General features: G+C 73.6%; 18 protein-coding genes and 1 pseudogene. 2 read left to right on the top strand and 17 right to left on the bottom strand.

Features of this window, described 5'->3' with window-relative positions; translation table 11 throughout:
* Positions 1–7: 7 nt before the first annotated feature.
* The 13 genes from ACWCYY_RS31140 to ACWCYY_RS31080 all read right to left on the bottom strand — a co-directional run bounded on the left by ACWCYY_RS31140 (position 8) and on the right by ACWCYY_RS31080 (position 14,444).
* Positions 8–1,189 (bottom strand): hydroxymethylglutaryl-CoA synthase, encoded by a 1,182-nt coding sequence (locus ACWCYY_RS31140; protein ID WP_449797923.1) that lies wholly within the window; start codon positions 1,187–1,189, stop codon positions 8–10.
* Positions 1,179–2,270, bottom strand: a complete 1,092-nt coding sequence (locus tag ACWCYY_RS31135; protein WP_380149548.1) for a hydroxymethylglutaryl-CoA reductase — start codon at positions 2,268–2,270, stop codon at positions 1,179–1,181. The genes ACWCYY_RS31140 and ACWCYY_RS31135 overlap by 11 nt, the downstream gene beginning before the upstream one ends.
* A 31-nt stretch (positions 2,271–2,301) precedes the next feature.
* Positions 2,302–3,360, bottom strand: coding sequence for a type 2 isopentenyl-diphosphate Delta-isomerase (gene fni, locus ACWCYY_RS31130; protein WP_449797922.1), 1,059 nt, complete (start codon positions 3,358–3,360; stop codon positions 2,302–2,304).
* Positions 3,357–4,529 carry a phosphomevalonate kinase gene (locus tag ACWCYY_RS31125; RefSeq protein WP_449797921.1) on the bottom strand — a complete coding sequence of 391 codons (1,173 nt, stop codon included), beginning with the start codon at positions 4,527–4,529 and terminating at the stop codon, positions 3,357–3,359. The genes fni and ACWCYY_RS31125 overlap by 4 nt, the downstream gene beginning before the upstream one ends.
* Positions 4,526–5,530 carry a diphosphomevalonate decarboxylase gene (mvaD, locus tag ACWCYY_RS31120; protein WP_380149545.1) on the bottom strand — a complete coding sequence of 335 codons (1,005 nt, stop codon included), beginning with the start codon at positions 5,528–5,530 and terminating at the stop codon, positions 4,526–4,528. The genes ACWCYY_RS31125 and mvaD overlap by 4 nt, the downstream gene beginning before the upstream one ends.
* Positions 5,527–6,540, bottom strand: coding sequence for a mevalonate kinase (gene mvk, locus ACWCYY_RS31115; protein ID WP_449797920.1), 1,014 nt, complete (start codon positions 6,538–6,540; stop codon positions 5,527–5,529). The genes mvaD and mvk overlap by 4 nt, the downstream gene beginning before the upstream one ends.
* Positions 6,541–6,619: 79 nt before the next feature.
* Positions 6,620–6,862, bottom strand: a complete 243-nt coding sequence (locus tag ACWCYY_RS31110) for an acyl carrier protein (RefSeq protein WP_380149543.1) — start codon at positions 6,860–6,862, stop codon at positions 6,620–6,622.
* Positions 6,863–6,899: 37 nt separating this feature from the next.
* Positions 6,900–7,895: a beta-ketoacyl-ACP synthase 3 gene (locus tag ACWCYY_RS31105; protein ID WP_449797919.1), complete on the bottom strand. Its 996-nt coding sequence runs from the start codon at positions 7,893–7,895 to the stop codon at positions 6,900–6,902.
* A gap of 320 nt (positions 7,896–8,215) precedes the next feature.
* Complete coding sequence (locus tag ACWCYY_RS31100) at positions 8,216–9,190, bottom strand: hypothetical protein (protein ID WP_449797918.1); 975 nt, start codon at positions 9,188–9,190, stop codon at positions 8,216–8,218.
* A 175-nt stretch (positions 9,191–9,365) separates the two neighbouring features.
* Positions 9,366–10,475 carry a 4-(cytidine 5'-diphospho)-2-C-methyl-D-erythritol kinase gene (locus ACWCYY_RS31095; RefSeq protein ID WP_380149540.1) on the bottom strand — a complete coding sequence of 370 codons (1,110 nt, stop codon included), beginning with the start codon at positions 10,473–10,475 and terminating at the stop codon, positions 9,366–9,368.
* A gap of 28 nt (positions 10,476–10,503) precedes the next feature.
* A complete protein-coding gene (locus tag ACWCYY_RS31090) occupies positions 10,504–12,330 on the bottom strand; it encodes a 1-deoxy-D-xylulose-5-phosphate synthase (RefSeq protein ID WP_449797917.1) in 1,827 nt (608 codons plus the stop codon).
* Between the two features lie 57 nt (positions 12,331–12,387).
* Positions 12,388–13,428 carry a polyprenyl synthetase family protein gene (locus ACWCYY_RS31085; RefSeq protein ID WP_345290677.1) on the bottom strand — a complete coding sequence of 347 codons (1,041 nt, stop codon included), beginning with the start codon at positions 13,426–13,428 and terminating at the stop codon, positions 12,388–12,390.
* 173 nt (positions 13,429–13,601) lie between these two features.
* Positions 13,602–14,444 carry a geranyl diphosphate 2-C-methyltransferase gene (locus ACWCYY_RS31080; protein WP_449797916.1) on the bottom strand — a complete coding sequence of 281 codons (843 nt, stop codon included), beginning with the start codon at positions 14,442–14,444 and terminating at the stop codon, positions 13,602–13,604.
* A 733-nt stretch (positions 14,445–15,177) separates the two neighbouring features.
* Here ACWCYY_RS31080 and ACWCYY_RS31075 point away from each other — a divergent pair.
* A complete protein-coding gene (locus ACWCYY_RS31075; protein ID WP_449797915.1) occupies positions 15,178–15,627 on the top strand; it encodes a hypothetical protein in 450 nt (149 codons plus the stop codon).
* A gap of 115 nt (positions 15,628–15,742) precedes the next feature.
* Here the strand turns inward: ACWCYY_RS31075 and ACWCYY_RS31070 are convergent, their stop codons facing one another.
* Positions 15,743–16,699, bottom strand: a complete 957-nt coding sequence (locus ACWCYY_RS31070; RefSeq protein WP_345290680.1) for an AraC family transcriptional regulator — start codon at positions 16,697–16,699, stop codon at positions 15,743–15,745.
* A gap of 431 nt (positions 16,700–17,130) precedes the next feature.
* Here ACWCYY_RS31070 and ACWCYY_RS31065 point away from each other — a divergent pair, with 431 nt between their 5' ends.
* The gene (locus ACWCYY_RS31065; protein ID WP_449797914.1) at positions 17,131–18,726 is read left to right on the top strand and encodes an SGNH/GDSL hydrolase family protein; all 1,596 of its coding nucleotides are present in this window, start codon (positions 17,131–17,133) and stop codon (positions 18,724–18,726) included.
* Between the two features lie 408 nt (positions 18,727–19,134).
* Here the strand turns inward: ACWCYY_RS31065 and ACWCYY_RS31060 are convergent, their stop codons facing one another.
* The 3 genes and pseudogenes from ACWCYY_RS31060 to ACWCYY_RS31050 all read right to left on the bottom strand — a co-directional run.
* On the bottom strand, positions 19,135–20,532 hold the full coding sequence (locus tag ACWCYY_RS31060) for a serine/threonine-protein kinase (RefSeq protein ID WP_449797913.1): 1,398 nt from the start codon (positions 20,530–20,532) through the stop codon (positions 19,135–19,137).
* A complete protein-coding gene (locus ACWCYY_RS31055; RefSeq protein WP_380149538.1) occupies positions 20,529–21,329 on the bottom strand; it encodes a serine/threonine protein kinase in 801 nt (266 codons plus the stop codon). The genes ACWCYY_RS31060 and ACWCYY_RS31055 overlap by 4 nt, the downstream gene beginning before the upstream one ends.
* A gap of 312 nt (positions 21,330–21,641) precedes the next feature.
* Positions 21,642–21,899, bottom strand: a pseudogene (locus ACWCYY_RS31050) (M23 family peptidase); the annotation flags it as partial.

Below are 21,899 nucleotides of genomic sequence, written 5' to 3'. Positions count from 1 at the left end.
CGGTCGGTCAGGTGCCCGTGTGCTCGTAAAGCCGCTGGTGGGAGTCGATGCCCGCCAGCCGGTGCCACCCCTGCGACTGGTGGGGAAGGCGGAGGGCCGCCCCGTCGGTGGGGAGTTCCCGGTTCCGCAGTTCGCGGTAGACCTCGTAGCTCACGGGTGTGCGGTGGGCGATCGCACCCAGGTGCGCCTCCGTGCGGAGGGCGCTGCGGTGGCCCGGCTGGAGGGTGGCGGCGAGGAACTCGGCGACGCACCCCGAACCGTAGCTGAACAGGCCGACGTGCTCGCCGTCCCCGACCGTGCCGCTGTCCAGGAGGGCGGTGAGCGCGAGGTAGAGGGAGGCGGTGTAGCTGTTGCCGAGGGTCTCGTTGTACGCCGTGGTGGAGCCGACGGCCCGCAGCACCGCCTCGGGCGAGTGCGGGACCCCGGCGGCGCTCATCAGCCGCCGGTGGGCCTTGTGGGCCATCCGGGTGAAAGGCTGGTGATAGCAGACGGCACGGAAGCCCTCGAACGGGATGCCGTTCCGCGCCCGGTAGTCCTGCCAGGTGCCGTCGACGGCCTCCAGGTAGGCCTCGACCGACTTCTTGCCGTCGACGAGCGCGGTGGTGCGGTAGTTGGGCCGCCAGAAGTCCATGACGTCGCGGGTGTACAGGCCGGAGGGCGGCGGGATGACGGCGATGGCGGGGTCCGCGGCGACCAGGACGGCCACTGCGGCTGCGCCCTGGGTCGCCTCGCCGGGGCTGTCCAGGTCGTAGCGGGCGATGTCGCTGGCGAGTACGAGGACCTCCTGGGCGGGGTCGGAGCGGACCAGCGTGCAGGCGAGCTGGAGGGCCGCCGTTCCGGCGTAGCACGCCTGCTTGAGCTCGATGACGCGGGTGTGGGGAGCCAGGCCGAGGAGCCGGTGGACGTAGACGCCGGCCGCCTTGGACTGGTCGATGCCGGTCTCGGTGGCGAACATCAGGGTGCGGATGCGGCCCGTCCCGTGGCGCTCCACCACCGGCTTCCCGGCGTCGGCCGCCAGTGTGACGACGTCCTCGTCGACGGCCGGGACGCTCATGGCCCGCTGGCCGATGCCGTGGTGGTACTTGGCCAGCGGAGCCCGGGTGTGCCGCGCCAGCTCCTCATGGGTGAGCACCAGGCTCGTGGTGGCGAAGGTGAGGTCGTGGATCCCGACGGGAGGGTCAGCCGGCATCGGGGGCCCCCTCGACGCGCTCCATCCGGGTGTGGGCCCGCATCAGTTCGCCCGGGTTGGTCTGCGCCGCCATCAGGGACAGCTCCCCGCACAGCACGGTCGCGGCGGCGAGGGCGGCCAGCCTGCGGGCGTTGTCGCCGTCCGGACGCGGTTCGCGACAGCCCAGCCGGGAGAGGGCCCGCCGGACGTTCTCGAGCGACTTGCCGTTGCCGACGGTGCCGACGATGAGGTTGGGCAGGGTGCAGGAGAAGTAGAGGTCCCCGTCGTGGTCGGCGGCGTAGGTGATGCCCTGGGAACCCTCGACGATGTTGGCCGCGTCCTGGCCGGTGGCAAGGTAGAAGGCCAGCAGCATGTTGGCGTAGTGGGCGTTGGCCGAGCGGATCCCGCCGGCCAGCAGGGTCCCCACCAGGTTCTTGTGGACGTTCAGCTCGACGACCTTCGCGGCCGTGGTGCGCAGCTGCTCGGCCACCACAGGGCGGGGGACGTGGATCTCGGCGACGGTGTTCTTGCCACGGCCGAGGATCCCGTTGACGGCCGTGGCCTTCTTGTCGGTGCAGTAGTTGCCGGAGATCGACCCGTACCGCATGCCGGGCAGCACGGCGAGCAGGTGGGCCAGCAGCCGGTCGGCCGCCAGGGTGGCCATGTTGTGCCCGGAGGCGTCGCCGGTGGAGAACTCGAAGCGGAGGAAGAGCAGCGGTCCGGTGATCTCGTGCCGGACGGCCAGCAGCTCCGCGTAGCGGCTGGTGTGACGGGTCAGCGCGCGGAGCTCGTCGAGCTGCGCGTGGACGGCGAGGGCCGCGCCGTAGGCCGTCGCGGCGTCCGGGGCCTTGAGCAGGACGGACCGGGTCATCCGGTCGTCCACGACGGTGACCCTGATCCCCTCCTCCACCAGACGGGAGACGCGCGCACCGCGGCCGACGGACGGCCACAGCGGGGATTCGTAGGTGGCCAGCGGGACGTGGGTCTCCGTGGTGGCGGCGTTGCCGCTGATCCTGACCGGGCCCACCCAGCGGGTGGGGACCGGGCAGAGCTCGTCGGTGACGGCGACGCTCGGGCGGGGGGTCGTGGGGGTGCTGGTCATGGACGTGGCTCCTTTGGGGCTCGGGGCAGGACTACCGGCTCCCGGCCGCGCGGCTCAGCGAATCGCCGAGCTGGATGTCGCAGGCCGTGAGGTCACCGGTGCGGCGGGCGCCGAGGATCGTCATCAGCGCGGTGAGCTGGTCGATCCAGGTCGTGATCCGTGCGACGAGGGCGTCGAGGCCGTCGGTCACCAGCGTGGTGAGGAACGGGCCGGAGGCCCCCACCGCCCGGGCACCCAGGGCGAGGGCGCGGGCGACGTCGAGGGGGTGGCGGACCCCGCCGGAGGCGAGCAGGGGGAGGCCCTGATCCCGCGCGTCCAGCAGGGCGGCGGGCGTGCTGAGCCCCCAGCCCTCGAGGTAGGCGTAGTCGCCGTGCTCGCGGCGCCCGTTCTCGATCCTGGCGAAGTCGGTCCCGCCGCTGCCCGCCACGTCGGCGGCGGCGACGCCCAGCTCGGCCAGGAGGGCCACCGTCCGCCCGCTGAGGCCGAACCCGACCTCCTTGACGATGACCGGGACGTCCAGCGCCTTCACGATCGCCTCGATCGAACCGGCCCAGTGCCCGAACGAGCGGTCGCCCTCGGGCATGACGATCTCCTGGACCGGGTTCAGGTGGATCTGCAGGGCGTCGGCCTCGATCAGGTCGACGGCCCGCCGGGCCTGCTCGGGGGTCGCGTTGGCGTTGAGGTTGGCCATCACGAAGCCGTCCGGGTACTCGTCGCGGACCGGGCTGAAGGTGCCCGCGGTCGACTCGTCCTTCAGGTACGGGCTCATGGAGCCCGTGGCGATCGCCAGCCCCGTCTCCCGGGCGGCGATCGCCAGACTGCGGTTGATCCGGCCGGTCTCGGCGGTGCCGCCGGTCATCGCGTTGATGTACAGCGGGGTGGTCCAGGCGCGGCCGAGGACCGTGGTGCGCAGGTCGACCTGCTCGCGGTCGATCCCGGCGAGTGCGTGGTGGACGAAGCGGACGTCGTCGAAGCCGCCGGGCCGGGCCGCGGGGGAGGCCCCGCCGCCCCGGCCGAGCCTCGGCGCCGGGACCTCGACGTGCTGGGCGACCGCGAGGCGGACGTGGGCGTCCTTGCGGTTCTCGGTCATCGGGGACTCCTCCTGTTCGGACCGGTCTCACCGGTGGGGGACGGCGGCGCCTCGGCGGGGGGCCGGCCCGGGGCTTCCCCGGGGAGTGCCGCTGCTTCGGCGGTCCCGAGGCGCAGCGGGACGATGCCGACCGCGCTCCACCGCTGCCGCAGGGCCGCTGCGGCCGAGGCGGACGGGAGCAGCGCGATGCCGCAGTCGCCGCCGCCCGCGCCGGAGGGCTTTCCGGCGCCCCCGACGGCCCGGGCCGTCTCGCACAGCCGGGTCAGGGCGGGGGTGAAGATTCCGCACTCCGTCCGTTGGTCCAGGTCGGACAGCAGGGCGGACGCGGTGCCGACGCCGTGTATGGCGGCCTCCTGGTCGCCTCGGGAGAGCGCGAGCGCGAGCCCGTGCACCAGCTCCGCGCTGCGCCGGAGGAAGCCGTGGTGCGCGGCGCTGTCCCACCAGGCGGTCCGGCGGAGGTGGCCCACTTTGGCCGGGGTGGAGGCGGGCCGGCCGGTCCAGCCCACCTGCAGCGGGGTGGCCGGAGGAGCGAGGGCCTCCAGGGTGAGGCCGGTGAAGCGGCCCGAGAGGGTGGCCGCCACGCCCTCCGTCCGGAGCGAGCGGAGCAGTTCGCCGCGGTCGGGCGGGGTGTACAGGACCCACCCGCCGAGGGTGCTCGCCGCCACGTCGGAACCGGAGGCCTGCGGGTCGACCGTCGCGGTGACCAGGAGCGCCAGGCGCAGGCGCAGCTCGGGCGTCAGCTCGATCCCGGTGAAGGCCGTGAGGGCCTGGACGGCCGCCACGGTGACGGCGCCGCTGGAACCCAGGCCGATCTTGACGCCCTTCTCGTGCAGCCGGGACCGGACGTCCAGGCGCACGGGCGCCTCGGGCAGGCCGGACTCGACGCGGAGTCGCTCGACGGTCCGGACGACCGCGAGCAGGTGGGTTAGGGCGTCGGGCCGGGCGCCGGCGCGGGCGGGCACCAGGGTGCCGTCGCGGCGGTGGAGGGCGTACGGGCGGGCGGTCAGGTCGGTGACGAGCTCCACGTCGGCGTGGCGCGTGGAGGAGGCGGTGACGGTGATGTGGCGGTCGACCGCGGCGACGATCGCGGGCTGGCCCGGGGTGAGCACCGCGTACTCGCCGGCCACCAGGAGCTTCCCGGGCGCGCGACAGACCACCGGGGTGTTCACCGCGCCCTCAGGGAGGTGAGGCGCGCGCCCGGTCCGGGCCGGGCGACCACGGTCGGGCAGTGCGCCAGGGCCGCCAGTTCCTCGGCGAGCCGCGCCGCCTCCTGGGGGGCGCAGAGCACCTTCACGTTGGGGCCGGCGTCCATGGTCGCCCAGACCTGTTCGCCACGGGCCCGCAGCGCCCGCACGTGCGCCAGCACCTGGTGGGAGGCGGACGTGCGGTAGACGACGGGCGGATCGGCGCTCTCCATCGTGGCGTGCATGCCGAGGGCGCTGCGCTCGGCGATGGCGCCGGCCCGGGCCAGGTCCGCGGTCCGCAGCGCCGCCCGCATCGCGTGCACGTCCGCGCGGGTGGCGGCGATCCAGCCGGGGAACAGCGGGGACGTCCTGGTGGTGCGGGCCATCGCCGTCCTGCTGGAGACGGTCTTCGGCCCGGTCTCCAGCAGGACGGCGACCATGGCGAGCTCCAACCGCGCGTCCTCGACGGGCCGTGCGTAGGAGCTCCGGTCGGGGTCGGGGTCGTCCGGCCGCCCCGCGTGCCACTGCACGAAGCCCCCGTGGACGGACCGGCAGGCCGAACCGGAGCCGCGGCGGGCGAGTCTGGACAGGTCCCTGGCGTCGAGGCCGGCTCCGAAGGCGGTGGAGGCAGCCAGGGCGAGTGCCGCGAACCCGGCGGCAGAGGACGCCAGTCCGGCGCCGACCGGCACGGTGTTGACGGTCTCGACCCGCGCCCGGCCGGTGCTTCCGGTCAGCCGGCGCACCAGGTCGAGGAAGTCCGTGACCCGGCTCAGGGTTCGGCCGGTCGCCGCGGCGCTGTCGATGACGACCTGGTCGCCGCCCTGCCCCGGGAGGAGGCTGACGGTGGTGGTGGTGGGAAAGACGTCGAGGGTCATGGAGATGCTGTCGGCCAACGGAAGGATCAGGTCCTCGTCACGCTTGCCCCAGTACTTGACCAGGGCGATGTTGGGGTGGGCGGTCGCCGTTGCCGAGCAGAGACGGTTCATGCCGGGCCCCCCGCCTCCACGCGCGCGGTCCAGGCACGGTGCGCTCCGCGCCGGGTGAGCAGCGCGGCCAGCCGGGCCGAGGCGGCGCGCGAGGCGCTCAACGCGATCATGCATCCGCCCAGGCCGCCGCCGGTCAGCTTGGCCCCGAGGGCGCTGTGTTCGAGCGCGGTGGTCACCAGGGAGTCGAGACCGGCGGTGCTCAGGCCCAGTGCGGACAGCAGGTGGTGGGCTTCGGTGAGGCAGTGTCCCAGCTCCTCCAGGTCCCCGTCGGCCAGCGCGGTCAGGCCGCGGTCGACCACGGTGGTGGAAGCGCTCAGGAACCGTTCACGCTCCAGTGGTCCGGTCTCGAAGCGGAGACGGAGGCCGGCCACGGCCTCGTGGGTGCTGCCGGGGGTTCCCGAGTCGGCCACCACGAGCCACGCCTCGGTTCCCACCCGAGGTGTGCTGGTGCGCCCCTCGCGGAGGAGGACGGGCGCGGCCGATCCGGTGGCCAGGGCGTCGATGCCGGAGGGCCGGCCGTGGGCCGCGCGTTCGGCGAGCTGCACGTGGGCGAAGACCTCGGTCTCGCTCATCCGGGCCCCCAGCAGCCGGTCGAGCGCACGGGTGAGCGCACGGGCGCTCGCGGCGCTCGCCCCGAGGCCGCGGGCCGGCGGGATCGTACTGCTGAGCTCGACGTCCACGCCGTGCAGCCAGGCGGCGCCCGGCCGCCGGAGCACGGCGGCGACGAGCGAGACGAGCCCTGGCGGCGGAGGCGACACGGGTGCGGTGACCCCCTGCGGGTCGGCGGTGCAGGAGAGGCCCACGAGTCCCCGGGCGCCACCGTGGCGGGCGGTCACCTCGGCGCGGCAGGTCAGGGCGGGGAGCGGGACGGCCAGGGCCGGGGCGCCGTAGACCGCGGCGTGCTCGCCGAGCAGGATCGCCTTCGCGTGGGCCGAGCCCTGGGCACGGGCGGGAGTCGTGGGCGGACGGGTGGGTCCGGTCGCGTCGTGCACCGGGGTAGGTCGGCTCATGGTGCGGGCACCTTCCTCGCGGAGAAGGGCGGGTTCGGGCCGTCCGGACGGCCCGGCCGGGAGTCGTGGTCGGCAGGGATCAGGGGCCCGAGGTGAGCGCGGCGCAGTTCGCCACGGTGGTTCCCGGGGCGATCAGCAGGTCCTCGTCCACCGGCCGGCCCAGCGCGTTCTGCAGCTTCTGCGCGAGCGCGGTGATCTGCAGGGAGTCCAGGTCGAGGTCCTCCACCAGCCGGTGGCCGGGCTCGACCTCGGCGGGCGGGAGCTGGGCGATCGCGGCGACCAGGTCCCGGACCGTCGAAAAGGTGTCGGCTTCGGTGTGCATCGGTGCTCCTGTCTGGGGGCGCCGGACCGGGGTCCGGTCAGGGGTTGAGGATGACCTGGGCGGCGTAGGTGAGCCCCGCGCCGAAACCGAACAGCAGGACCGGGTCGCCCGGATGGATCCGGCCGTCCCGGCGCAGTGCGTGCAGACCGAGCGGTACGGACGCCGCGCAGGTGTTGCCGGCCACCGTCAGGTCGGTCGCGGTGACCAGGTCGGGCGAGCCGATCGCGGCCGACAGGGCGTCGATGATCCGCAGATTGGCCTGGTGCGGGACGAAGGCCTTCACCTTGTCCACCGGGATCGCCGCTCGCTCGCAGGCGGCCTCGACGACGGGCATCAGCGCGGAGGTCGCCCACCGGAAGACCTTGCGCCCGGACATCGTCATCCGCCGGGTGTCGGGGCTGATGAGGATGAGGTCGGCGCGGCTGCCGTCGCTGCCCCAGGCGACGGGGAAGATCCCCGGCCGGTCGGAGGCGACGACGAGGGCGGCGGCCGCCCCGTCGGCGAAGATCGGCCCGGTGTCGCGGTCGTTCGGGGCGACCCAGTCGCTCATCCGCTCGGAGGCGACGACCAGGACGCGGCGGGCGGTGCCGACCCGGACCAGGGCGTCCGCGACGGCCAGTGCGTGGTTGAACCCGGAGCAGGCCGCGTTCAGGTCGAAGCCGGCCGCGGCGGTACAGCCGAGGCCCGAGGCCACCGAAGCGGCGCCGCTCGGCATCGGCGAGGGCATGGAACAGGTCGCCAGCACGACCACGTCGACCTCGTCGGCCGGTGTCCCCGACTCCTCGAGCGCCGCACGTCCGGCCGCCACCGCCATCGACACCACCGATTCGGTGGGCGAGGCGAAGCGCCGGGTGCGGATGCCGACGCGCTGCTCGATCCACTGGGCCTCGACCCCCGCGGCCTCGGCCGCCTGCTCGTTGCCGATCACGGTGTCGGGCCGGTGGGCACCCAGACCGGCCACCCGTGTTCCGGAGGACGGGGCCGGGGCCGAACGGGCGACCGCGACCCCCGCCGGATCCTGAAATGGCGTCAACTTCGGCTCCTCGCAACGAATCGGGACCGCATGCCAGGGAGGGCCGGGCGACGGCCCGGCAGTCGCGCCCGAGGCCCGGACGGACGCGGACCGCGGAACGGTGTCGTTCCCCGGTGGGCCCGGCCTCTCGCGGAGCGCCTCGGCGGGCCGTGCGACGACGGCGGTGACCGGGTCTGCTGAAAGTCTGGAATCACCGGTCGGCGGGGGGAAGTCGCGGGCCGGGACGCCTTGTTGAATCGCCCGTCCGGTTGAACGAGGTGCGCGGGTCGTCCGCGGGCACGGCACGGCACGGGCCGGCCGGCCCGTGCCGTGCCGTTGCGTCAGTTCAGCACGGGGAGATGTGCTTCGGTCGCGATCCGGGTCGAGACGTCGCGGGTGACCACGCCGATCGGTCCGGTGCCGGAGAGCAGGCGCAGCACCTCGCGCCGCCGCCCGTCCTCCGGATCGGAGAGACTGCTGGTGACCAGGGCGAGGCTCCTGAGGCGTGGGGTCAGCCAGTGCTCCTCGATGTCGGTCGGGTCCCCGAACTCCCGGCAGGTGACCGGACTGTGGCTCAGGGCCGCGTCGAGCAGCGGGTGGCGTGGGCCCGGGGAGGTCAGTACCCAGACCTCGTCCGCACCGTCGACGGCCAGGCGTAGCGCCTGGAACCGGTCGGAGCTCCGGTACGGCCAGTGGTCGGGGTGCTGTCCCCGCAGATGGGGGAATCGCCTCCGGGCCGCGTGCAGGAGTACGGAGGCGTCCTCCGCCACCACGTCGGGTGACATCACGAAGGACAGGCGGTCTCCGTTTACTTCGTGCAGGACCGATTCTGCGAAGGTGCATTGTCGCCCGGCGTACACGACGCGCTGGTGGGCCGCCGGGTGCAGTCCTCGGAGGGCTGCCGTCGGCTCGCCCAGGACCAGCACCGAGTCGCCCTCGTCCAGATATCGCTGGGCCGCCACGGCCGGGTCGGGAGCCGCGTCGGACGCACCGCGCTGACCGGGGACGTTGGCGCACGGAAGGTCGGGCAGTAGGACCCGGCGGGTGCCGAGCGTCCGCTGCCAGGCCACCAGTGCGGCGCGGGCCGCCCGTTGCCACTCCGGTGCCCCGGCGGAGGTGGTCACGGCCAGGCCGACCGGCCCGAGACGGGGGTCGATGTAGGCCACCCCCAGCCACCGTGACTGCTCGGTCTCCCCCAGCTGTCCGGGCTCCGACACGGCTGCGGCGAAGCCGGCCCGGAGGAGCCAGCCCACCACCAGTTCCGCGGCCGGCGAGACCGTCCTGCCGTAGAGGGGGTGGTCGAAGGTCCTCGCCACCAGCACTCCGCCCCCCGTCGTGGCCGGGCCCCACCACGAAGAAAACCGCTTCGTCCGCTTCAACGTTCCTCCACATGGAGCAGTACGGGAAAATGTCCGGACTGACAACGATCATGTGAAAGTGAAGCTTCGACCGGAAACGGCGTGCGGAGGGCCAATCACCCGGTCGGTGCATTCAGCGGCGCGACGGCCTGGGGGCGGCCGGCCCCGGAGCGGGCCCGGCCACGACGAGGGCGCGGTACCCCAGGGCACGCAGCCGCCGGGCGATGGTCACGGCGTGGCCGGTGTCGGAGGCCAGGAACGCGCAGGTCGGGCCCGCGCCGCAGACCGTGGCGCCGAGCCCGCCGGCCGCAGTGCCGGCCAGCAGGACCTCCTGGAGCTCGGGGCGGAGGCTGATCGCGGCGGCCTGGAGGTCGTTGGACAGGTGGTGGGCCAGGAGTTCCGCCGAGCCGCCGCCCAGCGCGTTCAGGACGCCCCGGCGCGGCGCGGCCGGCGAGACGGGCGGATGCGGGTGCAACTCGTCCCAGGCGCGGTACACGTCCGGTGCGCGCAGAGGGATCGCCGACGGGACCAGCACCCAGTGGAAGGCGTTCCCGACCGGTACCGGCTGGAGCCGGGGCCCGCTGCTGGCGCCCACCGCCGCGACGCCCCGGAGGCAGAACGCGGCGTCCCCGCCCAGCCGCGAGGCGAGTCGGAGCAGCACCGACGGCGGGAGGTGCACCCGCCAGAGCCTGGCGCAGGCCACCAGCGCCCCGGCCGCGTCGCTGCTGCCGCCGGCCAGTCCGGCGGCGGCCGGGATGTTCCTGACGATGGACAGTGACACCCGGGGCGGTCGCCCGAGGTGTTCGGCCAGGAGGGTCGCCGCCCGGTGGGCCAGGCTCTCGCGGCCGGTCGGCACCTCGGCGGCCCATTCGCCGCGGACGGTGACGTCGAGCGCGGCGGCGTGCTCGGCGGTGACCTGGTCGTACAGTCCGACCGCCAGGAGGACGCTGGTGACGGGGTGGTGGCCGTTCGGGCCGGGGGCCGCGACCGAGACCTGAAGGCTGATCCGCGCCGGGCAGTGCACCGTCACCGAGCGCCGCGGGCCCGGGTCCGCCGGGACGGCCGCACCGAACCTCCCGGCCCACAGGGCCTGTTGGTCGTCTGCGGTGGTCGGTCCGCAGGTGCCGCTGGCGGGAGGGTTGCGGTCCTCGCGCGGGCCGGGCGGGGCCGGGCGCGGGGCTCCGATTCGGGCGGGGACCTGTCGGGAGGCGTGGCGCCCCGGCGGGGCCTGGGGTCTGGGCATCGTCCCTCCGGGAGGGGGTGAAGGAGCGTCAGCTGGGGAACGGGTGGGCGAGGCCCGCCCGGGCGCGGAGCACCGCCCGGACGATCGGTCCAGCGCTCAGCCCGGCGGCGGCCAGCAGCTCCGGCCGGGCACCGTGCGGCAGGAAGCGTCCGGGCAGGCCGAGCGAGGTGACGGGTACCCGGGCGCCGCGGTCGGCGAGCGCGCGGGCCACCGCGTCGCCCACTCCGCCGCTGCGGACGTTCTCCTCGACGGTGACCACCAGTCGGTGCCCGTGGGCGAGTTCGAGCAGCTCGGACGCGACGGGCAGCACCCAGCGCGGGTCCGCCACGGTGACGCCGACACCGGTCCCGGCCAGCTGCCGAGCCGCTTCGAGGCACTCGGCGGTGAGCGGTCCGACCGCGACGACCAGGACCTCGCCGCCGGGGGCCGAGCGGAAGAGGACGTCCACGGGGCCGCGCTGTTCGAGGGCCGGAAGGTCCGGGCCGGCGGTGGACCCGGGGAAGCGCAGGGCGGTGGGGTGCTCCTGGTCGTCCACGGCCTCGGCGAGCAGCGTCCGCAGGCTGGAGGGGTCGCGCGGGACGGCGAGGCGGAGGCCGGGGACGGAGGCGAGCAGCGGGACGTCCCACATGCCGTGGTGGCCGGCTCCGTCGGGGCCGGTGACCCCGGCGTGGTCGAGGACCAGGGTGACCGGGAGGCGGTGCAGCGCGACGTCCGTCAGGACCTGGTCGTAGGCCCGGCCGAGGAAGGCGGCGCGGAGGGCGACCAGGGCGCGGGCACCGGCGGTGGCCAGGCCGGCCGCGCTGGCCACCGCGTGCTGCTCGGCGAGTCCTGCGTCGTGGAAGCGCTCCGGGAAGCGGGCGGCGAAGCGGGCGAGGCCCGCAGGGCCGGGCGCGGCCGCCGTCACCGCGACCAGGTCGGTGTACTGGGAGCCGAGCCGGACGAGGTGCTCGCCGAAGACGTCGGTCCAGGTCTCCGGGGCCGGGCCGGACTCTGGACGGCCGGTGAGGGAGTCCAGCACGCCGACGGCGTGCATCCGCCCGTCCCGGTCGGCCAGCGCCGGCGGGTAGCCCCGGCCCTTCTGGGTGACGACGTGGACGACGACGGGCCCGGTCCGCGCGCGGGCTCCGTGGAGCGCGGACTCCAGGGCTGGGAGGTCGTGGCCGTTCACGGGGCCCAGGTAGCCGAGGCCGAGCTGCTCGAAGAGGTTGCCGTCGGCCGTTCCCGCGCGCAGGGCCGCCAGGTGGGCGGCGAAGGCCCCGGCGGTCGTTGCGTGGGAGCGGGCGTTGTCGTTGAGCACGACGACGACCCGTCGCTGCGGGGCGGCACCGAGGTCGTCGAGCGCTTCCAGGGCCGGACCGCCGGTGAGGGCGCCGTCGCCGACGACGGCGACCACCGCCCGCCCCGGTTCGCCGCTCAGCGCGCGGGCCCCGGCGATGCCCACGGCGTACGAGAGGGCGGTCGAGGCGTGGCCGCCCTCGATCACGTCGTGTACCGACTCGGCACGGCTGGGGTAGCCGGAGAGCCCACCTGCCCGGCGCAGGGTGCCGAACTCGTGCTGACGGCCCGTCAGCATCTTGTGGACGTAGGCCTGATGGCCGGTGTCGAACAGCAGGGTGTCGTACGGGGAGCTGAAGACCCGGTGCAGGGCGATGGTCAGTTCCACCGCGCCGAGGTTGGAACCCAGGTGTCCTCCGACGGCGGTGACCCGGTCGATCAGCAGGGTGCGGATCTGCTCGGCCAGCAGCGGGAGGACACCGGGGGCGAGGTCCTTGAGGTCGTCGGGGCCGTTCAGCCCGGCGAGCGGGTCCGGCAACCGACGGTCCGGCAGCCTGGTGAGGGTGGTGGGCGCGGTCACGGCTGCGGGTCCCTTCCTGGTGCGGCGGCCGGAGGGCGAGGCCTTCCCCGGCGGTGCTCACAGCCTCCGTCGGGTGATCAGGGCGGACAGGGCGCGGAGCTCCGCCGAGTCCTCGTCCGAGGGCAGTACGGAGTCGAGCGTGTCGAGGGCGCTCAGCAGGTGCCGTCGGGCCCGGTCCTGGGCCCACATCCGGCCGCCGGCCTCCTCGAGTACCTGGGTCGCCCGCTCCACCTCGGCCGCGCTGAGCGGACGGTCGACCGAGTAGAGCGCGCGCAGCCGGCGCGCGGGCTCGGTCGTCATCGCCAGCGTGGCGACCACCGGCAGGGACTTCTTGCGCACCCGCAGGTCGGCACCGACGGGCTTTCCGGTGACCGCCGGGTCGCCCCAGATGCCCAGCAGGTCGTCCACCAGCTGGAAGGCCAGGCCGAGTTGACGGCCGAACGAGTCGAAGGCCGCGACGACTCCGGGAGGCGCGCCGCCACTGAGGGCACCCAGCGCGCAGGACGCCCCGAGCAACGCGCCGGTCTTGGCCTCGGCCATCGTCAGGCAGTCGTCCACGGAGACCGTCGCGCGCCGTTCGAAGGAGCAGTCCAGATGCTGCCCCTCGCAGAGCTGGGCCACCGCGACGCCCAGTCGGCGCAACGACTCGGCCAGTTGCGGATGCTCGTGCCGGGCGAGCACCCGGGGCGTCATCGCCAGCATGGCGTCACCGGCCATGATGGCGTCGGCCGTCCCGAACGCCTTCCAGGCGGTGGGCCGGTGACGCCTCGTCTCGTCCCGGTCCACCACGTCGTCGTGGACCAGGGAGAAGTTGTGCGCCAGTTCCACGGCCGCGGCTGCGGGGACCGCGTCCTCCAGCCTTCCCCCCACGGCCTTCGCGGCCGCCAGGGCCAGGGCGGGACGGAGGGCCTTTCCGGAACCGGTCGCCCGTTCCACGCCCTCCGCGTCCCACCACCCCAACTGGTATCCGGAGACCAGGAGCATCCTCGGGGGCAGCTCGCCGAGCGAGGAGCGCAGGAGGTTGTCGGCGAGATCACGGGCCCGGTCCAGGAGGAAGCCGGTCCGATTCTCGTGCTGGTCGGTCCAAGTCGTGGCCATCACAGTTCCCTTCCCGTCGTTGTCGGTGCCCTGGTGGCAGGTGTGCTCCCACCGGTGCGAGCCCGTCGCCCGCCGCGCCGCCGGTCGGCGACGGCAGGGAGGCGAGGGGCCGACGGCGGACCCGAGGGTGCCGTCGGCCCCTGCCGTGCTCGCCGGTCGACGCCGGCGGCCGGTCAGATCCGGTCGGCGGCGATCAGCAGGTACTGGAAGCTGCCGTCCTTGTAGGAGCTGAGGAAGGCGTCCTCGATGCCGGTGGTGACCGAGGAGTGGGTGCGCAGCTCCCAGTAGGGGATGGTGGCGGGGGTGAGGTTCTCCACGTGCACCGGGACGAGACGGTTGGCGGCCATCGCGGCGAAGTACTCGGAGCGGGCGTGGATGTTGCACTCGTAGTGCGCGTTGATGGTGGAGACCGCCTTGGAGGGCTGTCCGTAGACGTCGTTGTAGCAGCCGGTGATGGTCACGTAGCGGCCGCCGCGGGCGAGCAGCGCCGAGTGTGCGGCGAACAGGTCCTTGAGGTCCACGTACATGGTGGACTCGTTGTTCCAGATGGCCTGGTAGGCCCCGGGGGTGAAGCCGGTGTCGAGCATGTTGCCGACGTGGTAGCGGACCTTGTCGTCGATGCCGAGCTCGCGGGCGCGGCGGTTGGCGAAGTCGACCTGCTTGGAGGAGAGGGAGATGCCGTCGGCGTGGCAGCCGAAGGCCTGGTGGGCGAGGACGGAGGTGCCGCCGCGCCCGCAGCCGGCGTCCAGGATCCGCTGTTCCGGCTTGACCTCGCCGAGGTGCCGGATCAGCAGGTGGGCCTGGGCGGTCTCCAGGCGGTGCATCTCGTTGATGATCGCCTGGTCCCGGTCGGTCTCCGGGGTCTCCAGGACCGACCAGTCGACGTCCCCGACGCCGTAGTGGTGGTGGTAGAGGCCGTCGACGTCGCCCAGGCGCAGGTTGACGGGGCGCTCCTCGGCGTTCCAGTAGGCGGCGATGTCCTGCTGGTAGCGGCTGTGCGGGGTGACGGTGGTCATGAGGTGGTGTTCCCTTCGGTGCCGTGGGTGGGACGAGGGGGGCTGCGGTCGGTCCGGGGAGGTGGCAGAGGTGGTGGCCGAGCCGGCGACGGCGTCGGTGATCGTCGGACGTTTGGCAGGAGTCGGCCGACGCGCGGTCAGGTACTCCCAGGGGGACGGGACCCGCCCGTCGGTCTTCCGACCGAACCCCGCCGGGGCGGCATCCCCGCGGCGGTGGTTCCACCTCGGCTCATCGGGCCGGTTCCACGTGCGCCCCACCCGGGTCGAGCGCAGGAGTTCCGTGCTGCTCGCCCGGGGACTGCGGGCCGCAGTGGATCCAGTAACCCACCGCCTCCGCCCGCCGGGTACGGACGGACGGGGCCGCGCTTGTTGAACCCGTTCCGGTGTTGAACGCGGTCCGCGAGGCCTCCGCCCGCCGGAGGAAATGCCGCCGGTATTCCCGGGTGGTGTGGCGTGCGCGAATCCGGCTCGGTGTGATGATCATTCGGATTTCGTTTTCGCGCTCCGCCGGATTCGCCTGGGCGACTGCCGATGCCGACTCGGCTGTCCCATGATTTCGGCGGTGCCATATGCGCCAATGATCACCAAATCTGGCATATGCAGAACGAATGGGACAAGAATGCTGAACCGGAACACCCGCTCCGGAGTTGCCGGGTTTCCTCCCTCGAGGCCACGCAGTCGCGGCACCGGTACGACGGCCCCATCGCCGTACGACGGCCTCGCTCCCGGCTCCGTGAGCGGTCCTGCCGCCGCCTTCGACCTCGCCATCGCCGTCCACGACCAGGACGCCGAGAACGTCGCGGACGTCATTCGGCGGCTCCGGGCCTCGGCCCATGCCGGCCATGCGGCCGGCTGCTGCGAACAGCAACTGAACATCCTGCTCACCGACGCGCTCACCCAGGCCGGTGTCCAGGCGAAGGACATGGCCGGCACGATGCCGGCGGCCCTCCTGACCGAGCGCATCGAGCAGTACCTCACCGTCCTGGCCTACCCTCCGGAGACCGACCGGGCCGTGACGGGCCTGGTCTCCGGTGACCTCGATCCGCTGCGGCAGCTGCGGGGTACCTGCGGGCTGCTCGCGAGGGCGGTGTCCGCCGTGGGGCTCGGTCTGGTGGTGTGGTCACCGTCGCGCCACCGGGGGCTGCTGGAGGCCGAACGGGCCCGCTTCATCCGCCAGTTGTGAGGGGAGGTCGGACCTGATCGGTCCGCGGCGGCGGGCCGGTGCCCCGCCCGGCCGAGGTCGGCGTTGTGGGCCGGGGACCACCTCTACACTCCTCGCCCCTGCCGGCCCGCGGTGGTCAGTGGGCCAAGCGCAGAGTGGCGCCCGGGGTGGTGCGGTAGGCGGCACGGTAGGCGCTCGCGAAGTGACTGGAGTGGGCGAAGCCCCAGCGCATGGCGATCTCGGTGACGGTGGTGCGGCGGGGGTCGGCCGCGAGCAGTTGGCGATGGGCGGCGGCCAACCTGATGCGGCGCAGGTGCGCCAGTGGCGTGGTGTCCAGGTGTCTGCGGAAGGCGTACTGCAGTGCCCTGGGGGTGACGTGGGCCGCGGCAGCGAGCTGGGCGAGTGACAGGTCCTGGTCCGCGTGGGACTCCATGAACGCGATGGCCCGGCGGACGGTGGCCGGAGTGGCGTCGATGCTGTCGGCCGGGCGGCGGGCGTCGCGGGCCGCGTGCGGCAGGGCGGACAGGGCGACCGCGGCCAGATGGCGGGCGGCCGTGCCCACCAGGAGCTCGTGCGCGTCGGCGCCAGGTGCGTCGAGCACGTGGTCGCGCACGTACGCGATGGCACCGGCCAGCCGCCGCCCGGCGGCCGCGTCGACCGGCCGGTCGCCGGTCAGCCGGACCGGGCCGTCGCCCGGGGCGGTCGGTGCGACGTCGTCCAGCAGCGTGGTGTCGAAGAGCACGAGCGTGTACTGGGCGGCCCTGACCTCGCCGCGGTACGGCTGGTCGGGTGGGGCGACCAGGAAGGCGTCCCCGGGGCCGTACACCTCCTGGCGCCCGCCGGACCGGACCTCCAGCGTCCCGCTGTCCATGCCGGCGAGGCAGATCCGGCCCAACTCCCGTGCGTCGTAAGCCATCGGGTACCCGATGGCGAGCCGGTCCACCGTCATCGGGCCGACCGCTCGCCGGTCGATCCGCACCCTGCCGTTCTCGACCGGCCCACCGATCCGCATCGGGGTGTAGGCCAGCGACAGGAACGCCTCGGTCTCCTCCGGATCCACGCTGTCGAAGCGCAGGGACTGACCCACCATCATCAACCGCCAACGAGCTCGTGCTTCCTCGGGTCGCTCCTTCGTTGCGCCTGGCCACGTCGAGCAAGCGGAATGTAACAGAAGGTGCCGGTCCGGGGCGGCGGCCGGCGGGGCAGGGGCACCGTCGACAGGAGCGCCGTGTTGACGGGGGTCGGGTTCGCCCCTGCCCGGAACGGCCCTTCGCGTGCCTTGTCCTCCGGGCTGATAGGGATATATGCGTGCTGGTCCGTGCGAGGGGAAGATTTCGTGCCTGCGTACTGGGTGCCAGGGTCGGATGGCGATTCCTGGTGTCATTTTCCGTGGACGCCCATGGGTGGAGAAAGTCGGATTCTGACACGGCTCTGTGCCGCGCGGCTGGTGGCTCGACGCCTCTTTGTGCCCGAGAAAGGGCGGCCGAGGTTCCGTTTCCGTCCAATTCCTGGAGAAGGAAAAGAATGACGAAATCGCGTACGTCCGTCGCCCGCGCGTCCCGGAGCCGACGGGCCGCGCTCGTCTGCGCCGTCGCGTCGCTCACCCTCGCGGGCACCGGCGGGACCGCCTACGGCTTCTGGTGGTCCGGGCCCCCGGCCGGCGTTCCGGGGCAGGGTGGTCACCGGGCGGCCGTGCCGCCGCCGATCAAGATCATGCCGATGGGGGACTCCATCACGGAGGGCTGGGGCACCACGGACTGGGGCGGCTACCGCAAGCCCCTGCTGCCGTTGCTGCACCGCGCGGGGTACGACGTCGACTTCGTGGGATCGCGGCGCAGGGCCGAGAACACCGACAGCGGAGACCCCGACCACGAGGGGACTTCCAGCATTCGGATCGAGGCCCTGGACGCCAATGTGAACAGGGACAATCTGGTCGGCAGAGCCGCACCCGACTACGTGCTCCTGCACATCGGCACCAACAACATGACGACGGGGTCCGACGGAGTCGCGGGGCTGCTGAAGACCCTGATCGGGGACGTTCGGAAGCAGGCGCCGAATGCCAAGATCCTGGTGGCGTCCATCATTCCGTACACGCACCTCGGCTGGCGGCCGACGGAGAGACCGAAGTACAACGCCGAGCTGAAGACGACCGTCGAGGCACTGGCGCAGACCGACAAATCCATCATCTACGTCGACATGTCCAATGCCGTCGACCCCGCCACGGACCTTCCCGACGCGCTGCACCCGAACGCGAACGGCTACGCGAAGATGGCGAAGGTCTGGGCCGACGCACTCGCACCGGTGCTGCCCGCACCCTCCGGCGGCCCCATCCTCCAGGACAATCCGCACTTCCAGACCGTCCGCGCGGTCCCCGCCGCGCCGAGCGCGCTCGGCGTCAACCTCTGGTCCAACCAGGGCTCGGCCATCACCCGGGCCGAGCCCGGTTCCGACCTCAACGCGGTGGCGCCGACGGTCGGCAAGGGCATCAGCACGACCTTCACCACCAAGCCCGACGCCCCGGTGACCGTGACCTACCGGGTCAAGATGAGCGCCGGCCAGGCACCGGGCTGCACCAGCTCGGTCGACCAGCTCCGCCTCCAGCCTTCCGCCGGCCCCGCGCAGGACGTCACGGCGACCAGCGACTGGACCGACCACTCGTTCACCTTCACCCCGACCTCCACCCAGGGAAGTCTGAACATCACCGCCCTGGGCGGCGCGAGCGGAGCCTGCGGTCCCCTCGTCACCAGCGTGATCGTCCGTCAGGACACCACGCCGTCGCCCACTCCTACGCCGTCGCCTACGCCGACTCCCACGCCGTCGCCTACGCCGACTCCCACGCCGTCCCCAACTCCGAAGCCGACCCCTTCGCCCACGTCGCCCCAGCCCGTGAAGCCTGTCGTCGCCCCCACCGCAGCCCCGGACGGCGGCTCCCGGCACACTGACGCGCACACCCCGGCGGCCAGGGACAAGTACAAGGCGCAGTCCGCCGGTGGTGCACTGGCGGTCACCGGCACGTCCGCCGGGCTCGCGGCCGGAGTCAGCGGTTCCCTGATCGCTCTGGGTGCTGTTCTGGTCCGGCGTTCCCGGCGGAGGAACGAGACGAACGACCACGGCGCGTAGCCCTCGGCAGAGGGGCGCGGCGCCGTCTGCGCGCCGTCCGGGCTGGTGCCAGCGCATGGCAACCGGCCCGGACGGCGCGGGTGGTCGACCTGGCTACGCCGGCTCGGGTTCGAGGCGGGCGCGGGAGCGCAGGAGGGTGCCGTAGCGGGGGGCGTGGAGGTACCAGTCGGCGATTCCGGTGACGAGGTGCTGGTGGGTCCCGTTGCCGGGTGTGTGGGGTGCGGGGTCAGCTGGTGCCGGTGGCGGGTTGTGTGCTGGTGCGCCGAGCGGGTGGCCCGGCCGGGCCGCGAGGACGGAAGCGGCCCCGCAGGCCCGTGGCGCCGGCGACCACCGTCACGCTCCTTCCGCCGTACGGTGGCTCGCGGCGGCGACCACCCCGCTGTGGACCGTCACCGTCCTGACCCGTCGTCAGGGCAGCAGGTGGGACGCGCATTCGGCGAGGGCGGGGTCGTCGTGGGTCCGGACGGCGGGCAGCCAGCCGTGGCCGCTGGGGATCTCCGGGAGGAGGACCCGGAACCAGCGGTCGTTCCCGACGCCGGTCTCGTCCGCGACGCGGTCGCCGTGGTAGACGACGCAGTCGGCGGTCAGGACGTCCCGGTGCCAGACCCGGTGCTCCGTCACCACGTTGGAGGCGTCGTACTTCCGGAGCGGGTCGCGCGCCAGACCCAGACTGCAGGACCGGAGCCGCTCGCTCTGCTCCTGGCAGGCCGTCTCGATGTTGAAGACGGTCACGGGAGCACTGGCGACGGTGGTGGGCCCGTCCGCCCGCTCCCACGGTGCCAGCAGAGCCACTGCCAGACCGGCTGCCACCGCGGCGGCGAGGCCGATCAGCGGCAGCCGCCGACGCCACCGGCGGGCACCGCCACGGCCGGTCCGGGCGGCGGCCCGGACCCGGGGGAGCAGTGCTTCGGCACTGTGCCAGCTGCGTTGGGCCGGATCCGCGACCAGACAGTCCGCGAGCACTCCGAGCCACCGCTCCGGGACCTGTCGGTCGAGCCTGAGCGGAGCCTGCCCGGCCGCGTACTCGTGCAGAGCGGTCTGCCGGGCGGCCGGGGTCGCGCCCGGGAAGGGCAGCGAGCCGCCGGTGAGCAGCTGATGGGCCGTCACCCCGAACGCCCAGACGTCCAGACCTGTCCGGACGGTGACCCCGCGCTCGCCGAGCGGTTCCGTCCACCGCTCCGGCGGCAGGTAGTCCGGCGAGCCGACCGGCGGGGCGTAGCCGTGGGTGCCCTCGATCCGGGCGGCCAGGCCGAAGTCCGCGAGGCGGACCGAACCGTCCCGCGCGAGCAGGATGTTGGCGGGTTTGAGGTCGCCGTGCACCCAGCCCGACCGGTGCAGGTGCGCCAGTGCCTCGCAGACCTCCACGAGGATCCGTCCGGCCTCGGGCAGCCCCGGGTCCCCGCCCTCCTCGGTCCGCGCGGTACGAGCGGCCAGCGCCTCCGACAGGCTGGTCGCGGCACGCTCCATCACCAGCACCACGGCGCCGTCCAGCACCGGGTGGTCGGGATCGGAGACGACGACGGTGTCGAGCAGCCGGATCAGCCCCGGGTGGGCCGCCTCCCGGCCGAACTCCACCTCGCGGGCCGCGGTCTCCGACAGCTGTCGGGCCTGCCGGGGAGCCATGCCCTGCGTCGAGAAGACCTTCAGAGCGGCCTCGGCCGGCATGCCGGTCCCCTCCGCGCCGCGCCAGCGCGCGGCGTGCACGGTGGCCCAACTCCCGGCCCCGATCCGCTCGGTGACCTCCCAGTCCCCGATCCGGTAGCTGGCCGGCACGGCCTCCTCGGTGCACTTCCTCTCCGTGATCATGCCGCTCTCCCCTGCGGGGCGATCGACTCCGGTCCACCGGCGAAGTCCGCCGGAACGGTCGGGCACGGGCCGGCCAGCAGCCCGAGGTGCGCCTCGTGGACCAGGCCGAACCGCAGTGCCGCGTTCACCAGGCCCTCCCTGCGCCAGTCCAGCCGTTGTCCGGCGTCGCCCGGCCGCTTGATCCGCAGTTTGTGACGTGCGAGGTAGTCCAGGTGGAAGCTGACGGCCTGCTCGGTGAGCCGGCCCGCGGCCGGGTGGCGCTGCAGCCGCTCCGCGACCTGCCGCGCGGTCGGGATCGCGGCCGTGGACTCGTCCCGCAACCGGGCCTCGCAGAGAGCGGTCAGCACCAGGAAGTACACCGCCGACTCGTCCAGCGAGAACGGTGTCAGTGTCGCGGCCCCGTCGAGCCCCGCGTCGGCACCGCCTTCGAGGTAGGCGTGGGCGGGCGCGAACACCTGGAACGCCACTGGCTCGGTCCGGGTGGGCAGCACGACCCGGGCGAACTCGAACGGCACCGGGGCCCGCAACCGTCGGGGCGCCACCCGGAAGTACTCGCCGGCTCCCTCGGGGTTCTCCACCAGGTAGCTCTGACCGCTCGTCAGATTGCTCAACTGCCAGTAGTCCTCGGTGGCGCGGAGTTCTCCGGCGAGCCGGGGCACGGCCGGGTCGGCCAGCTCGATGTCGACCGGACAGCCCGGGGCGCCCCGGCCGAACCGGACCGTCCGTCCCGGAGCCACCTCCACCGTCACGGGCGTGCGCCCGTACTGCCCTGGCACGTGTACGAGCACGCTGGCCACAGCCCCTCCAAATTTCCGCCGGATGAACCCGAAATGCCAGGTCAGGGCATAGGTGCCGGCTGATCCCTGCTCGGGAGGCGCGACGGTACCACCGGTGGTCCGCGGTCAGGAAGGTCAATCCGGTGCGGCGAATGGTTCGGGCTCGGCCGATTGGTGCGGCTCTTGGCGTGTCCCCCGCCACACCCGTGAGGTGCCGTCGATCGGCGGGGTGGGAACCCCGTAGTCCGGCGGGGGTCGGGCGGGGCGCGAAAGGCCCGTTCCCGGAGAGCGGGTGCTCTCCGGGAACGGGCGGGCAACGACGGGATCCGGGGTTCAGCAGTTGGGGATGTCGGTGCCGTTGTTGTCCTTGGCGACGTCGTTGCCCCAGCGGCTCAGGTAGAGGGCCGAGACGTACTGGTTCTGCCACGGGCTGCCGGTGTCCAGGTCGGTGCGCAGCCACCAGTGGTTGTAGTCCGAGCCGTTGCGCGCCTCCGGACCCCACACCCGGCAGTACACGTAGTTCGTCCCCGCGTTCAACGTCCCCGACTGCCCACCACCACCCGGCTGCTGGAACCCCGGAGCAGCCGCGAA

The sequence above is a fragment of the Kitasatospora sp. NPDC001664 genome, assembly GCF_053596675.1.
The sequence above is the reverse complement of the archived record's forward strand: the minus strand, read 5'-3'. Positions and strand labels throughout refer to the sequence as shown.

Bases quoted from the DNA above. Each gene is read 5' to 3' on its own strand.
- ACWCYY_RS31070 (WP_345290680.1), bottom strand. From the start codon at position 16,699: ATGATGGTGGGTCAGTCCCTGCGCTTCGACAGCGTGGATCCGGAGGAG.
- ACWCYY_RS31095 (WP_380149540.1), bottom strand. From the start codon at position 10,475: ATGCCCAGACCCCAGGCCCCGCCGGGGCGCCACGCCTCCCGACAGGTC.
- ACWCYY_RS31140 (WP_449797923.1), bottom strand. From the start codon at position 1,189: ATGCCGGCTGACCCTCCCGTCGGGATCCACGACCTCACCTTCGCCACC.
- ACWCYY_RS31085 (WP_345290677.1), bottom strand. From the start codon at position 13,428: ATGGCCACGACTTGGACCGACCAGCACGAGAATCGGACCGGCTTCCTC.
- fni (WP_449797922.1), bottom strand. From the start codon at position 3,360: ATGACCGAGAACCGCAAGGACGCCCACGTCCGCCTCGCGGTCGCCCAG.
- ACWCYY_RS31065 (WP_449797914.1), top strand. From the start codon at position 17,131: ATGACGAAATCGCGTACGTCCGTCGCCCGCGCGTCCCGGAGCCGACGG.
- ACWCYY_RS31110 (WP_380149543.1), bottom strand. From the start codon at position 6,862: ATGCACACCGAAGCCGACACCTTTTCGACGGTCCGGGACCTGGTCGCC.
- mvk (WP_449797920.1), bottom strand. From the start codon at position 6,540: ATGAGCCGACCTACCCCGGTGCACGACGCGACCGGACCCACCCGTCCG.
- ACWCYY_RS31080 (WP_449797916.1), bottom strand. From the start codon at position 14,444: ATGACCACCGTCACCCCGCACAGCCGCTACCAGCAGGACATCGCCGCC.
- ACWCYY_RS31060 (WP_449797913.1), bottom strand. From the start codon at position 20,532: ATGATCACGGAGAGGAAGTGCACCGAGGAGGCCGTGCCGGCCAGCTAC.
- ACWCYY_RS31135 (WP_380149548.1), bottom strand. From the start codon at position 2,270: ATGACCAGCACCCCCACGACCCCCCGCCCGAGCGTCGCCGTCACCGAC.
- mvaD (WP_380149545.1), bottom strand. From the start codon at position 5,530: ATGAACCGTCTCTGCTCGGCAACGGCGACCGCCCACCCCAACATCGCC.